The following is a 13,641-nucleotide window of genomic DNA, read 5'->3' as shown; positions in this document are numbered from 1 at the left end:
GGCGTGACCCTTGACCGCTGGACGGCTCACTGAGCGGTCCAGCCGCCATCGACAGAGATGTGCGTGCCGTTGATCTGCGCTGCCGCATCCGAGCACAGGAACACTGCCGCCGCCGCAACCTGCTCGACGGTGACGAACTCCTTGGTCGGCTGCTTTTCGAGCATGACCTCGCGGACCACAGTCTCGCGGTCCATCTTGTTGGCCTTCATCTGGTCGGGGATCTGCGCCTCGACCAGCGGCGTCAGCACATAGCCGGGACAAATGGCATTGCAGGTGATCTTGTCGCGCGCCAGTTCCAGGGCGACCGTCTTGGTCAGGCCCATAATGCCGTGCTTGGCCGAGACATAGGCCGACTTGAACGGCGAGGCCACCAGCCCATGGGCCGAGGCGACGTTGACGATCCGGCCGCCACCGGCCTGTTTCATCAACGGGATGGCGGCGGCGATGGTGTGGAAGGCCGATGACAGGTTGATGGCGATGATCGCATCCCACTTCTCGATCGGGAAGCTTTCCACCGGCGCGACATGCTGGATGCCGGCATTGTTGACCAGGATGTCGACCGAGCCGAATGTCTCGGCTGCCTTCATGACCAGAGCCCGGCACTCGGCCGGCTTCGACATGTCAGCCTTGACATAGGCGGTCTGGACCTTGTGGTGTTTCGCAATTGCGTCGGCGATGGCGTGGTCGTCGGCGGTGTCGGAAAAGGAATTGACGACGATGTTGCAGCCTTCGGCCGCGAGCGCGTGGGCAATGGCCAGGCCGATGCCCGAGGTGGAACCGGTGACGATGGCGGTTTTTCTGGCGGTCAAGGCGGCTTATTCCTTTCGAGGCGGGCTCCCGCGGAACCATGCTGCACTGCAGCATATAAGCTCTCTGCCACCCAAGAACAGCGGATGTGTGGAGCAATGACATGAAATTTTTGTCATGAGGACCTCTCTCACCTTGACGAGAGAGTGTCTGGCACCGGCTGTAGCGGGGCCGGTTTCCGCAAAGCATGCGGGGGAAAATCCTTAGGCGACGAGGTCCGGCACCGGCCCGATATAGCGCGACTGCGGCCGGATCAGCCGTCCGCTCGTCTGCTGCTCGCGGGCGTGGGCGATCCAGCCGGCGACGCGCCCGGCAGCAAAGACATTGGTGAACGCCTCTTTCGGAAAGCCCGCGGCCTCCAGCAGAAGTGCTGTGAAGAACTCGACATTGGTCTGGAGCGAGCGCGACGGCTTGGCGATGCGAAGCACTTCAAGCGCCGCTTGCTCCACGCTTTCGGCAAACGCCAGCCGGTGGCCGGCTTCGCCCTCGGCGCCGAGTTGCCGCACCACCGCTTTCAGCACGTCGGCACGCGGATCGCGCACACGGTAGATGCGATGCCCGAAGCCCATGATGCGGCGGCCGCGCGCGATCTCGTCGCGCAGCCAGATGGCGGCGTCGCCATGCGCTTCTATCGCATCCAGCATCTCGATCACCGGACCTGGCGCGCCGCCATGCAGCGGCCCCTTGAGCGCTCCGAGTCCGGCCAGCACCGCCGAAGTAAGCCCCGCCTGCGTCGAGGCGACCACGCGCGTGGCGAAGGTCGATGCGTTGAGGCCATGGTCGCAAACCGTCACAAGATAGGTATCGAGCGCTTTCGCCAACTTCGGCGAGGCCGCCATGCCGGTCAGCATCCGCAGCATGTCGGCGGCATGATCGGCCTTGCGATCAGGCGCAATTGGGCTTTCGCCGCGCTGCAAGCGCAGCAAGGCCGGCGTCAGCACGGCAGGTGCCGCAACCAGCCTGAGCGCGTCCGGCAATTTGTCGCCGTCCGGCAGTAGGGCAATGCCGGCGCGCATCGCGCTGTAAATATCGAGGGATGCGAGAAACGGCAGCAAGGGTTCGATCCGCTCGAACACTTCACTGCGCGCCCGGCCGATCGCTTTCGCCAGCTCCTTTTCGCCGGGAAGATCGTCGAAAGAGCCGTCGAACAGCAGCCGAACCACGTCGGCGTATTTCCAGCGGCCTGCCAGTTCCGGCAACGAATGGCCCCGGATGGTCAGGCGGCCGCCAAGACCGTCGACATCGGAGAGCACCGTTTCTGCCGCCACCACATCATCGAGCCCATTCGCCATTGGTTTTCTCCTTGACCCTTTCCGGGTCGTAGATAAGGGTTGGCGGCTGGACCATCAATCTTGATCAACCGAATCAACATGCCAGGTTTACATGACTGAGTGGCTGACGCGGGACGAAGCCCTGGAGCGCCTCAAGGTGCGCGCCCAGACGCTCTATGCCTATGTCAGCCGCGGACGCATCGGCATGCGGCCGGATCGGGCCGACCCACGCCGCAGCCAGTATCGCGCCGACGACATCGCGGCGCTGGCGAGCCGCCGGGCGCGCGGCCGAAATCCCCAGGCAATCGCCGAAAGTGCAATTGCCTGGGGTGAGCCGGCGATCGCCACCACGATCTCGACCGTTTTGCACGGCCGCCTCGTCTATCGTGGCCAGGATGCGGTTGCACTCTGCGAGACTACCACGCTGGAGCAGACGGCAAACCTGCTTTGGGCATCTGACGCACCAGTGTCGTTCGTGTCGGCGAGCCGCCATGGCAACGGCGCAACTGGCCGGCCGGCTGCCTTCGCGGAATTGGCCGCGTTGGCGGCCAAGGGCCGGCCTTCGCTCGGCCGCAGGGCGGCTTCGCTCAACCACGATGCGGCCGGCGCCATCGCCGCTCTGGCCCAGGCGCTCGGCGCGGTTCGCGGAATCGGTGCCGTGCACGAACGACTGGCGCAGGGCTGGTCCCTCGATGCAGCCGGCGCAGACTTGATCCGCCGCTCGCTGGTGCTGTTGGCCGATCACGAACTGAACGCATCGACCTTCGCCGCGCGGGTCGCCGCGTCCACCGGTGCACCTGTTTCGGCCTGCCTGCTTGCTGGCCTCGCCACGCTCTCCGGTCCGCGCCATGGCGGCGCCGCGGAGGCGGTCATGATGCTGGCGGAGGATGCGCAGAGATTGGGGCCGGATGCGGCTGTCGGACGCTGGCTCGGTCACGACAGGCCACTGCCCGGATTTGGCCATCCGCTTTATCCCGACGGCGATCCGCGTGCGGAACCGTTGCTGGCCGCGATCGATGTCGATGATGGGCTGTTACGGCTTTGCGATGCGGCCTTTGCGGCAACGGGCATGCGCCCGAACGTCGATTTCGCCTTGGCCGCGCTGACGCGCAGCCTCCGTTTGCCGTCCGATGCGCCGTTTCGCTTGTTTGCGCTCGGCCGCAGCATCGGCTGGGCCGCGCATGCCGTGGAGCAGGTGACAAGCAGCGGCCTGATCAGACCACGCGCCCGCTACCAGGGACCGCTGCCGGAGTTCCATTAGCTGGCGACGCAATCGCGGGCCCTTTTTTGGGTGCTGGCGGATTAAGCTTTAGATGGAATGGTCATCCGGCTCATGAAAAGTCGGAGAGCCCGCTGCGCGGCCAGGGCTGGCGGCTCGGACGGATGCCATTCCCGGAAATGACCATCGATCGCCATGCGTGCCAACCCATAAACGAGTGCACGCGCGGCAAGCACAAGATGATCAAAGTCGGTGCCGGGAGCAAGCCGACCCTGTTGTTGCGCTTGCGTCAGCAAGTCGATCATCGTCCGCCGAATAGCCTCATTCTGATCACGAAGGCTGTCCGACCCTTCAAAATCAATCAGGGTTCGGGAACTGATGATCTGGAAATGCGTGGGGTTGCTAATTGCCCATTCCAGATAGCCTTGTCCGATTGCTTCGAAGGCCTCAATGGGATCTGCGCTGTCGATTTTCGACCGCGCCTTGACAACGGCCTTTGTCAGCCGATCCATGGCCTGTTCGGCGACCGCGGTGAGCAGCGCTGTTTTCGATCGAAAATGCCGGAATGGCGCGCCGGGCGAAACGCCGGCACGTTTTGCGGCCTCGCGTACGGACACATGCTCGGCTCCCCGCTCCTCGATGATCTCCACGGTTGCCGTGATCAAGGCCTCGACGAGATTGCCGTGATGGTATCGCTTGGCATCTCCGGCTTCGTCGGAATCAGTTGTCTTGGTCATCTCAGTCAAATAGCACGAGAGCGGAATGTAATCACTGATTATTTCCCTTGTGTTCGAGCGCTGCGTATGTAATCAATGTTTACATCGCAACGGAGGTTACCATGTTTCGCATCACCGCAACGACTGCCCTCGCTTTCTCCTTATTGTCGCTCGTATCTGCCGAGGCCGAGGATCGGCCCACCCTGGAAGTCGTCTGGCCGACGGCAGGTTCAGTTGTCGAACTGGGCAATTCTCCTGAGAAGGCGATAGGCGTTGTCGTCAGGAGCAACTTCAGGCTGCTCACTGCGGGTGAGTGCGGGGAAATCAAGCAATGCGGCCACGTGCATATGAAGATCGATCCCAACGGAGACACCTGCAACATCCCCGGCAAGCCGTACAACAGCATGGACAGCGACTTTGGCGGTGATCTTATCAAGGCCCGTTTCGGCCATTGCCCGGATGCCGCCGGCAGACACGTGATCGGCGTGCTTCTTGCCGATGATCATCACCGGCCCATTCTAGTAGACGGCAAACCTGTTACCGCTCTGGTGACGGTGACCACGAAATAGGGCATGCCACGAAATAGAGCGTGCCACAAAATAGAGCGTGGATGACATCTTCACCTTCGAGGCGAAGATGTTTTCTGACACAGGCCTGCTGAGGGAAATTTTGGGCCGGCGCTTCGCCGGCCGGCAGTCACGACATCGTGTCGAGCTTGCGCTGCATCGCGGCGATCTGCTCCTTCAGCTCCTGAAGGTCGTCCGGTTTTTCCGGTGTTTCTTTCCTGGCCTGTTCGGCCGGTGCTGCTGCCGGCGCAGACCCCGCAGGCGGGAACGGCGTGAACAGCCGCATGGCGTTCTGGAACATTTCCATGTTACGCCGAGTCTGCTCCTCCAACACCTTGATCGGCGTCGCGATCTTCATCATGTCCATCGGCGACTTGCCGAGGGCATCTTTCATCTGCTCGCGAAAGCGTTCCTGCTCCTTCGAGAAGGCCAGCATCGACTGTTCGAGAAAGCTTGGCACGATCATCTGCATCTGGTCGCCGTAGTAGGCGATGAGCTGACGCAGGAACGGGATCGGCAGCATGTTCTGCCCGTCCTTGTTCTCCAGCTCGAAGATGATCTGGGTCAGCACCGGATGCGTGATGTCGTCGCCGGTCTTGGCGTCCTGGACAGTAAAGTCCTCGCCTTTTTTGACCATTTCTGCGAGATCCTCGAGCGTCACATAGGTGCTGGTGCCCGTATTGTAGAGACGGCGATTGGCATATTTCTTGATAACAATAGGTTCGTCTTTCGCGGCCATCTGCATCCTCCCCGGACACCGGCCAGCTTAAGTAAGCCGCCGGTAACGATTGCGCCTTGTTAAAGGATATGCGCAAAAGCGTCATGAATCCAAGCTGTTTGTGCAGTGCGGGAACATTTTATGCTGCGCAGCACGGATGGGCCGTCATCGCAGCGACGCGCGGCCTGCTTGCCGCGGAGGAACGCCATGCCCATTTCGGGTTTGACTCGGGTTGTGGAAAGGGCAAGAAAAGTCCCCGACGGCACCCGAAATCGCTCCCCGAAAGTCTGGAGAAGAACATGTCCGCTTCCAACGCCATCGTTGTCGCCAGTGCGGCGCGCACGCCTGTCGGCTCCTTCAACGGCGCCTTCGCCAACACGCCAGCTCATGAACTGGGTGCCGTCGCCGTCAGGGAAGCGCTTGCCCGCGCCGGCGTCGACGGCAAGGAGGTGGACGAGGTCATTCTCGGCCAGATCCTGACCGCGGCTCAAGGGCAGAACCCGGCGCGGCAGGCGGCCATGGCCGCCGGCGTGCCGCAGGAGGCGACCTCCTGGGGCCTGAACCAGCTCTGCGGCTCCGGCCTGCGCGCCATCGCGCTCGGCATGCAGCAGATCGCCCAGGGCGATGCAAAAATCATCGTTGCCGGCGGCCAGGAATCGATGTCGATGGCTCCGCATGCGCAGCATCTGCGCGGTGGCGTCAAGATGGGCGATTTCAAGCTGATCGACACCATGATCAAGGACGGCCTGACCGATGCCTTCTATGGTTATCATATGGGCAACACGGCGGAGAACGTCGCCCGCCAGTTCCAAATCACCCGCGACGACCAGGACCAGTTCGCACTGGCTTCCCAGAACAAGGCCGAGGCTGCGCAGAAAGGCGGAAAATTCAACGACGAGATCGTTGCCTTCACAGTCAAGGGCAGGAAGGGCGACACGATAGTCGACCAGGACGAGTACATCCGCCATGGCGCGACGATCGACGCCATGACCAAGCTCAAGCCCGCCTTCGACAAAGACGGCACGGTGACAGCAGCCAATGCTTCCGGCATCAATGACGGCGCCGCCGCCGTGGTGCTGATGACCGAAGCGGAAGCCGCAAGGCGCGGCATCACGCCGCTGGTGCGTATCGTTTCCTGGGCGACCGCCGGCGTTGACCCGCAGATCATGGGGACGGGACCGATCCCCTCCTCGCGCAAGGCGCTGGCCAAGGCCGGCTGGTCGGTCGGCGACCTCGATCTGGTCGAAGCCAACGAGGCCTTCGCCGCGCAGGCCTGCGCCGTCAACAAGGACATGGGCTGGGACCCGTCCATCGTCAACGTCAACGGCGGCGCCATCGCCATCGGCCATCCGGTCGGCGCCTCGGGCGCCCGCATCTTCAACACGCTGGTCTACGAAATGCGTCGCAGAAGTGCCAAGAAAGGTCTTGCCACGCTGTGCATCGGCGGCGGCATGGGCGTTGCCATGTGCGTGGAAGCATTGTGATGAGATAAGCGATACGAATAGGATACTGGCGCAAAGCGAGTAGGGAATAGAGGGCAAACCCTACCGCTTCAACGCTCAGTCATCTGCATTGCCCGGGAGGACACATGACAAAGGTTGCAATCGTCACAGGCGGGTCGCGCGGCATCGGCGCGGCGATATCGGTCGCCTTGAAAAGCGCCGGCTATTCGGTTGCCGCAAACTACGCCGGCAATGAGGAAGCGGCAGCAAAGTTCAAGGCAGCGACCGGCATCCCGGTCTACAAATGGTCGGTTGCCGACTACGAGGCCTGCGCTGCCGGCATCAAACAGGTAGAGGCCGATCTCGGTCCCGTATCGGTGCTGGTCAACAATGCAGGCATCACGCGCGACGCGATGTTCCACAAGATGACGCGCGAGCAATGGAAAGAGGTCCTCGACACCAACCTTTCCGGCGTCTTCAACATGACGCATCCGTTGTGGGGCGGCATGCGCGACCGCAAATTCGGCCGCGTCATCACCATCTCCTCGATCAATGGCCAGAAAGGGCAGGTCGGCCAGGTCAATTATTCGGCCTCGAAGGCCGGCGATATCGGCTTCACCAAGGCGTTGGCCCAGGAAGGCGCGCGCGCCGGCATCACCGTCAACGTCATCTGCCCCGGCTACATCGCCACCGAGATGGTCAAAGCGATGGACGAGAAGGTGCTCAACGAGCGTGTCCTTCCGCAGATCCCGGTCGGCCGTCTCGGCGAGCCGGAGGAGATCGCGCGCTGCGTCGTCTTCCTCGCTTCCGACGATGCCGGGTTCATCACCGGCTCGACCATATCAGCCAATGGCGGGCAGTACATCGCCTGACCGTTTATCTTTACGTTGAGATAGATACGCGCTTGGACGAACGGGCCTGCAAAACGGCCCGTTTCTATAGCGGTCTTCCCGTTGCAAGATCTCGATTCAGCACGCTGCCCCAATCCGGCACGCAAAGGTTAACGGGCGCTGCGCAGCCTGTGCAAAAACTTCCCGGCAGCCTGTGGATTCTCGGTGGAAAAGCTGTTCACAACACAACATGTTGCGGTGAACAAACCAAGAAACTTTGCCTATCGCTGATTCGTCGCCGATTCGTTCCGGCTTTGAGCGGAACGTTAACGGCGAGAGCCGAAAACACCCTCGAAATGATTAAAGCGCATTAGGAAACATCAATAATTTCATAATGTTGGGCGAAGCAGATTGGCCGGCCACGATCATTCACCGGCAAAGGTTAACGGTGGTGCTCGTTTGAATGCCGCCTGCATGAATCGGGCCAGTTTCTGTGATTCAGCATGTGGTGAGACTCGCCGGCAGAAATCCCAGATGTAGCCGTGAACAAAACCTGAATCAGCGCGAGTCAGTGATTCGTCGCTGATTCGTTCCAGACTCGTTCCAACTGTTAATCGGGAACAGATTTCTGGCTTCGAACCGACCAATCAGCCTGCCCTCGGCACATTCCGCTTTCGCTTCGCGCCCGAAATCCCTATGTGTCGCCTGTCATACGCGGCCAATATGGGCGCGCTCCCGACAATGCGAGGCAGAGAGCCTTATTTCCAGGCCGATGAACATCCATCCGAAACACACTGAACCGCTGATCCTGTCGGGTCGAGACGTGACGGCCGTGCTCGGCCCGACCAATACCGGCAAGACCCATCTCGCCATCGAACGCATGGTGGCGCATGAGAGCGGCGTCATCGGCCTACCGCTCAGGCTGCTTGCCCGCGAGGTCTATACGCGCGTCTGCGAGAAGGTCGGCGCCCATAAGGTTGCGCTCATCACCGGCGAGGAAAAGATCCAGCCGGCGGGCGCGAAATACTCGGTCTGCACGGTGGAAGCGATGCCGCGCGAGACCGACGCCGCCTTCGTTGCCATCGACGAGGTCCAGCTCGCTGGCGATCTCGAACGCGGCCACATCTTCACCGATCGCATCCTGCATCTGCGCGGCCGCCAGGAGACGCTGCTGCTGGGTGCGGCCACCATGCACGGCATTCTGCAGCGCCTGCTGCGGGGCGTGTCGGTGGTGACCCGGCCACGGCTGTCGCATCTTGCCTATGCCGGCTCGAAGAAGCTGACCCGCCTGCCGCGGCGCACCGCGATCGTCGCCTTCTCGGCCGACGAGGTCTATGCCATCGCCGAGCTGATCCGCCGCCAGCAGGGCGGTGCCGCCGTCGTGCTCGGCGCGCTCAGCCCGCGCACCCGCAACGCCCAGGTGGCGCTGTTCCAGTCGGGCGATGTCGACTACCTCGTCGCCACCGACGCCATCGGCATGGGCCTCAACCTCGACCTCGACCACGTCGCCTTCGCCCAGAATCGCAAATTCGACGGCTACCAGTACCGCAACCTGACCGCGGCCGAGCTCGGCCAGATTGCCGGCCGTGCCGGCCGGCATCTGCGCGACGGCACCTTCGGCGTCACCGGCCAGGTCGATCCGCTGGATGAGGAATTGGTCAAGAAGATCGAGGCGCATGATTTCGATCCGGTGAAAGTGCTGCAGTGGCGTACCGCGCATTTCGATTTCGCCAACCTCGATGCGCTGAAGCGCTCGATCGAGACCAACGCCCCGGTCGAAGGCCTGACGCGCGCACTGCCGGCCGTGGACGCGCAGGCGCTCGAGCATCTGTCGCGCGACGAGGACATCCGGGCACTCACCACCGACGCCAGGCGGGTGGCGCTGCTGTGGGAAGCCTGCGCGCTGCCCGACTACAGGAAGATCGCGCCGGCCCAGCACGCCGACTTGATCGCCTCCATCTACATGGACCTTGCCAGGCACGGCCATGTCGACGAGAACTACATGGCCGAGCAGGTGCGCCGGGCCGACACCACTGAAGGCGATATCGACACGCTATCGCACAGGATTGCCCAGATCCGCACATGGACCTTCGTTTCCAACCGGCCCGGCTGGCTGGCCGATCGGGCACACTGGCAGGAAAAGACGCGCGAAATCGAAGACAGATTGTCGGATGCGCTGCATGAGCGGTTGACGAAACGTTTTGTAGACCGCAGGACTTCCGTCCTCATGCGGCGCCTTAGAGAAAACACGATGCCTGAAGCCGAAATCAGCCCAACCGGAACCGTCCTCGTCGAAGGCCATCACGTCGGCGAGTTGCAGGGTTTCCGCTTCACCGCCGACCAGAGCGCCGGCGGCGAGGACGCCAAGGCGGTGCGGGCGGCGGCGCAGAAGGCGCTTGCCGCCGAGTTCGAGGCGCGTGCCGAACGCTTCGGCGCCTCGGCCAATGGCGACATCGCGCTGGGTTCGGATGGCACGCTGCGCTGGATCGGCGCGCCGATCGGCACGCTGGTCGCTGGCGAAGACGCTTTGAAGCCGCGTCTCGTTCTGCTCGCCGACGAGCAACTCACCGGCCCGGCCCGCGACAAGGTTGCGGCGCGCGCCGAGCGCTTCGTCAATTTCCAGATCGAATCCCTGCTGAAGCCGCTGGTCGATCACAAGAATGCCGAGCAGATCACCGGCATCGGCCGCGGCATCGCTTTCCAGCTCGTCGAGCAGTTCGGCCTCATCAACCGTCGCGACATCGCCGACGAGATGAAGTCGCTCGACCAGGAGGGCCGCGCGGCGCTTCGCCGTCTCGGCGTGCGCTTCGGCGCCTACCATGTCTTCGTGCCGGCGCTGATCAAGCCGGCGCCGGCCGGGTTGATAACGCTGCTGTGGGCGCTGAGAAACGACGGCAAGGACAAGCCCGGCTTCGGCGATGTCGTTCACGCACTGGCCTCCGGCCGCACCTCGGTGGTCATCGATCCAACCTTCGACAAGACCTTCTACAAGCTGGCGGGCTACCGCAATCTTGGCCGGCGTGCTGTACGCGTCGATATTCTCGAACGGCTGGCCGACCTGATCCGGCCGGCGACCAACTGGAAGCCGGGCCTCGGGCCTCGCCCCGACGGCGCCTATGACGGTCAGTCCTTCATGGTCACGCCGCCGATGATGTCGATCCTCGGCGCCACCGCCGACGACATGGAAGAAATCCTGAAGGGGCTCGGCTATCGCGCCGATGCCAAGCCGGCGGCCGAGGTCAAGGCGCGGCTCGAAGCACAGGACAATGCCGCGCGTGAAGCGGCCGCTGCAAAGCAGGCGGCGGAAGAGGCAACGCGAGCCGAGCAGGCGAGGATGGCGGAAGCAGCTGCCGCGGCAGAGCCGCCGGCGGAGGTTTCGGCGGAGGTTTCGGAGCCTGTGTCGGATGCGGCTCCTGTTGCGGAGGCGGCCGAAGCCGTGACCGAAGCGGCGGCAGAGCCTGTCGCGGAAGACCAGCCGCAAGCTCCAGCCCCTGAAGCTGCGGCAGAAGTCACGCAAGAGACCCAGCCCGCCGCCGAAGCGGCTGCAGAACCAGCGGTTGAGCCAAGGACGGAACTTGGGGCGGAAACTGAGGCTACGGCACCGGCAGAGCCGCCGGTTTCCGACACTATGCAAGCATCGCCGGCCGAACCTGCAGCAACGGCGGAAGTCGTCGCTGACGAAGCTGCCCCAGAAGCCGAGGAGCCAAAACCTATCCTGTTGTGGCGGCAGGGTCGCTTCGATCAACGTCCGCGTCATCGCCAGCATGACAACCGCCCCCGGGACAATCATCGGGACAGTCGCGCGCGCAATGGTCAATCTGCGCCGGACGGCCGCAGCGATGCGCCGGTAGATGCCGGCGGGCAACCGACGCCGGGCGACCGGCCCGCCCGTCAAGGGCGCCACGACCAGCGCGACGGCGCCGGCAAGCCACGCTTCGACCGCAGCAAGTTCAAGCCCAAGCCGCAAGGCGAGGCGGCAGAGCAGCGCGCCGGCAAGCCGCAAGGCGAACGCCCCGACCGGCGCGAAAACCGGCCCGACTGGAAGGCTGGCCGGCAGGACGGCAAAGGCGGCGCCCAAGGCGCAAAGCCCGCCTTCCAGCCAAAGCCGCGTGAGGAACGCCCGGTCCGCTTCGATCCGGACTCGCCCTTCGCCAAGCTCGCCGCGTTGCGCGACCAGCTGAAGAAGTAAGCTGTTCGTCCGATGGTCACTGATGCCCGCCAGCGCATCGACAAGTGGCTGTTCTTCTCGCGCGCGGTAAAATCGCGCACGCTGGCAGCCAAGCTGGTCGTTACCGGACGCGTCCGCATCAATCGCGACAAAGCAGCGCAGGCATCCGATACGGTCCGGCCGGGTGACGTTTTGACCATCACGCTCGAGCGGCGGATCTTCGTCTGGAAAGTCCTTGGCACCGGCGCACGGCGCGGCCCAGCCGAAGAAGCCCGCCTGCTTTACGAGGACATGTCGCCGCCCCCCGCGCCCAAGGGCGAGGCGCTTCCGGATGCGGTGCCGCCGTTGCGCGAGGCCGGCAGCGGTCGCCCGACGAAGAAGGAACGCCGCCAGACCGACCACCTGCTCGGCGACGATTGAGCAAGGTCGAACTTCCGCTTTGCCGGGCCTCTGGAATTCCATTCCGGAAACCCCGGCACCGCTGGCAAGGGCTGCCCTTGCCAGCGGCGGACAAAGGCGTTACCTCACCAAAAAAGCCCAACAAAATGGGACGTCCCGGAGCCGACCAATGACCTATGTCGTGACCGACAATTGCATAAAATGCAAATACATGGACTGCATCGAGGTCTGTCCGGTCGACTGTTTCTACGAAGGTGAGAACATGCTCGTCATCCACCCGGACGAGTGCATCGACTGCGGCGTCTGCGAACCGGAATGCCCGGCCGACGCGATCAAGCCCGACACCGAGTCGGGCCTCGACAAATGGCTGCAGATCAACACCGAATATGCCGATAAATGGCCCAACATCACCGCCAAGAAGGAGCCCCCGGCCGACGCCAAATCCTTCGACGGGGAAGCTGGCAAATTCGAGAAATATTTCTCCCCGGAGCCCGGCGAAGGCGATTGACGAAGGCGCTGATTGCGGCAGCCTGACGCGGCGTAACAGACGTGATACATTAACCGCCTTGACAGGCGGCGATGGCGCATGGCCTTCGCGCGTGCAGCAAAACCTTGATTCTTCCGACTTTTTGTGTTACATCAACCCAACATGCCGGTGACACAACGTCGATTTATGGCGCAAACGCCCCAAATCACTGAAAGGTGAATTTCTCAATCCGGACCAGAGCGATCTGGGGCAGGCGGTCGCAATGTTGCGATTTGCCGGTCCTGGCCTTCCGGTGAGTTCATCGTTGTGTGGCTAAGGACCGGTCACCCCGGTCGCACGAGTTCGGGCCGGCACGATGCCGGTACCACAACAAGGAGTTCAGGGCGTAATGGCAACGATCACCCCGCAGAAGAAGTCCACCGCAGCGCGCCACGGTTTCAAGACCGGCGAGTACATCGTCTATCCGGCGCATGGTGTCGGCCAGATCGTCTCGATCGATGAGCAGGAAGTCGCGGGCCACAAGCTGGAACTGTTCGTCATCGACTTCCAGAAGGACAAGATGCGCCTGAAGGTGCCAGTCGCCAAGGCGACCTCGATCGGCATGCGCAAGCTGTCGGAAGAGGATTATGTCGAGCGCGCGCTGAAGGTCGTGCAGGGCCGGGCCCGCGTCAAGCGCACCATGTGGTCGCGCCGCGCCCAGGAATATGATGCCAAGATCAACTCCGGCGATCTGATCTCGATCTCGGAAGTGGTGCGCGACCTCTATCGCGCTGACAACCAGCCGGAGCAGTCCTATTCCGAGCGCCAGCTCTACGAGGCGGCCCTCGACCGCATGGCCCGCGAGATCGCGGCCGTCAACCGCATGTCGGAGACCGAAGCGGTGCGCCTTATCGAGGTGAACCTCAACAAGGGCCCGAAGCGCGGCGCCAAGGCCGACAACGAGGAAGCCGAGCAGGAAGAGGCCGCCTGAGCCTTTTCGCCTTCGAATTCAGAAAAGCCCGGCCTCGCGCCGGGTTTT

General features: G+C 63.0%; 13 protein-coding genes. 9 read left to right on the top strand and 4 right to left on the bottom strand.

The window, feature by feature from the left end; genetic code table 11:
• Nucleotides 1-26: 26 nt before the first annotated feature.
• The gene (locus NKG95_RS01975) at nucleotides 27-809 is read right to left on the bottom strand and encodes a 3-hydroxybutyrate dehydrogenase (RefSeq protein ID WP_023721008.1); all 783 of its coding nucleotides are present in this window, start codon (nucleotides 807-809) and stop codon (nucleotides 27-29) included.
• 201 nt (nucleotides 810-1,010) lie between these two features.
• Entirely contained in the window at nucleotides 1,011-2,099 is a 1,089-nt protein-coding gene (locus NKG95_RS01970) for a citrate synthase/methylcitrate synthase (protein ID WP_352788768.1), read from the bottom strand.
• Between the two features lie 91 nt (nucleotides 2,100-2,190).
• Between NKG95_RS01970 and NKG95_RS01965 the strand changes: the two genes are divergently transcribed.
• Complete coding sequence (locus tag NKG95_RS01965; protein ID WP_353039825.1) at nucleotides 2,191-3,339, top strand: citrate/2-methylcitrate synthase; 1,149 nt, start codon at nucleotides 2,191-2,193, stop codon at nucleotides 3,337-3,339.
• A 41-nt stretch (nucleotides 3,340-3,380) separates the two neighbouring features.
• On the opposite strand, the gene NKG95_RS01960 is transcribed toward NKG95_RS01965, so the two are convergent.
• Nucleotides 3,381-4,034 (bottom strand): TetR/AcrR family transcriptional regulator, encoded by a 654-nt coding sequence (locus NKG95_RS01960; RefSeq protein ID WP_353039823.1) that lies wholly within the window; start codon nucleotides 4,032-4,034, stop codon nucleotides 3,381-3,383.
• Between the two features lie 101 nt (nucleotides 4,035-4,135).
• Between NKG95_RS01960 and NKG95_RS01955 the strand changes: the two genes are divergently transcribed.
• Nucleotides 4,136-4,582, top strand: a complete 447-nt coding sequence (locus NKG95_RS01955; protein WP_353039821.1) for a hypothetical protein — start codon at nucleotides 4,136-4,138, stop codon at nucleotides 4,580-4,582.
• 127 nt (nucleotides 4,583-4,709) lie between these two features.
• Here the strand turns inward: NKG95_RS01955 and phaR are convergent, their stop codons facing one another.
• Nucleotides 4,710-5,318, bottom strand: a complete 609-nt coding sequence (gene phaR / locus NKG95_RS01950; protein ID WP_023721013.1) for a polyhydroxyalkanoate synthesis repressor PhaR — start codon at nucleotides 5,316-5,318, stop codon at nucleotides 4,710-4,712.
• Between the two features lie 278 nt (nucleotides 5,319-5,596).
• Here phaR and NKG95_RS01945 point away from each other — a divergent pair, with 278 nt between their 5' ends.
• The 7 genes from NKG95_RS01945 to NKG95_RS01915 all read left to right on the top strand — a co-directional run bounded on the left by NKG95_RS01945 (nucleotide 5,597) and on the right by NKG95_RS01915 (nucleotide 13,593).
• Nucleotides 5,597-6,781: an acetyl-CoA C-acetyltransferase gene (locus tag NKG95_RS01945; RefSeq protein WP_352480897.1), complete on the top strand. Its 1,185-nt coding sequence runs from the start codon at nucleotides 5,597-5,599 to the stop codon at nucleotides 6,779-6,781.
• Between the two features lie 104 nt (nucleotides 6,782-6,885).
• Entirely contained in the window at nucleotides 6,886-7,611 is a 726-nt protein-coding gene (gene phbB, locus NKG95_RS01940; protein ID WP_023721015.1) for an acetoacetyl-CoA reductase, read from the top strand.
• Between the two features lie 32 nt (nucleotides 7,612-7,643).
• Nucleotides 7,644-7,943 carry a hypothetical protein gene (locus tag NKG95_RS01935; RefSeq protein ID WP_353039819.1) on the top strand — a complete coding sequence of 100 codons (300 nt, stop codon included), beginning with the start codon at nucleotides 7,644-7,646 and terminating at the stop codon, nucleotides 7,941-7,943.
• Between the two features lie 398 nt (nucleotides 7,944-8,341).
• On the top strand, nucleotides 8,342-11,758 hold the full coding sequence (locus NKG95_RS01930; protein ID WP_353039817.1) for a helicase-related protein: 3,417 nt from the start codon (nucleotides 8,342-8,344) through the stop codon (nucleotides 11,756-11,758).
• A gap of 12 nt (nucleotides 11,759-11,770) precedes the next feature.
• Nucleotides 11,771-12,157, top strand: coding sequence for an RNA-binding S4 domain-containing protein (locus tag NKG95_RS01925; protein WP_023721017.1), 387 nt, complete (start codon nucleotides 11,771-11,773; stop codon nucleotides 12,155-12,157).
• A 148-nt stretch (nucleotides 12,158-12,305) separates the two neighbouring features.
• On the top strand, nucleotides 12,306-12,644 hold the full coding sequence (gene fdxA / locus NKG95_RS01920; protein WP_023721018.1) for a ferredoxin FdxA: 339 nt from the start codon (nucleotides 12,306-12,308) through the stop codon (nucleotides 12,642-12,644).
• Nucleotides 12,645-13,011: 367 nt separating this feature from the next.
• The gene (locus tag NKG95_RS01915; protein WP_006327799.1) at nucleotides 13,012-13,593 is read left to right on the top strand and encodes a CarD family transcriptional regulator; all 582 of its coding nucleotides are present in this window, start codon (nucleotides 13,012-13,014) and stop codon (nucleotides 13,591-13,593) included.
• Nucleotides 13,594-13,641 lie beyond the last annotated feature (48 nt).

The sequence above is a fragment of the Mesorhizobium sp. M1423 genome, from assembly GCF_040317575.1.
Taxonomy (GTDB): Bacteria; Pseudomonadota; Alphaproteobacteria; order Rhizobiales; family Rhizobiaceae; genus Mesorhizobium.
The sequence above is the reverse complement of the archived record's forward strand: the minus strand, read 5'-3'. Positions and strand labels throughout refer to the sequence as shown.

What these genes read in the sequence shown, in the direction of transcription:
- NKG95_RS01970 (WP_352788768.1), bottom strand. Translation starts at nt 2,099, where the DNA reads ATGGCGAATGGGCTCGATGATGTGGTGGCGGCAGAAACGGTGCTCTCC.
- NKG95_RS01965 (WP_353039825.1), top strand. Translation starts at nt 2,191, where the DNA reads ATGACTGAGTGGCTGACGCGGGACGAAGCCCTGGAGCGCCTCAAGGTG.
- NKG95_RS01960 (WP_353039823.1), bottom strand. Translation starts at nt 4,034, where the DNA reads ATGACCAAGACAACTGATTCCGACGAAGCCGGAGATGCCAAGCGATAC.
- NKG95_RS01955 (WP_353039821.1), top strand. Translation starts at nt 4,136, where the DNA reads ATGTTTCGCATCACCGCAACGACTGCCCTCGCTTTCTCCTTATTGTCG.
- phaR (WP_023721013.1), bottom strand. Translation starts at nt 5,318, where the DNA reads ATGGCCGCGAAAGACGAACCTATTGTTATCAAGAAATATGCCAATCGC.
- NKG95_RS01945 (WP_352480897.1), top strand. Translation starts at nt 5,597, where the DNA reads ATGTCCGCTTCCAACGCCATCGTTGTCGCCAGTGCGGCGCGCACGCCT.
- phbB (WP_023721015.1), top strand. Translation starts at nt 6,886, where the DNA reads ATGACAAAGGTTGCAATCGTCACAGGCGGGTCGCGCGGCATCGGCGCG.
- NKG95_RS01930 (WP_353039817.1), top strand. Translation starts at nt 8,342, where the DNA reads ATGAACATCCATCCGAAACACACTGAACCGCTGATCCTGTCGGGTCGA.
- NKG95_RS01925 (WP_023721017.1), top strand. Translation starts at nt 11,771, where the DNA reads ATGGTCACTGATGCCCGCCAGCGCATCGACAAGTGGCTGTTCTTCTCG.
- fdxA (WP_023721018.1), top strand. Translation starts at nt 12,306, where the DNA reads ATGACCTATGTCGTGACCGACAATTGCATAAAATGCAAATACATGGAC.
- NKG95_RS01915 (WP_006327799.1), top strand. Translation starts at nt 13,012, where the DNA reads ATGGCAACGATCACCCCGCAGAAGAAGTCCACCGCAGCGCGCCACGGT.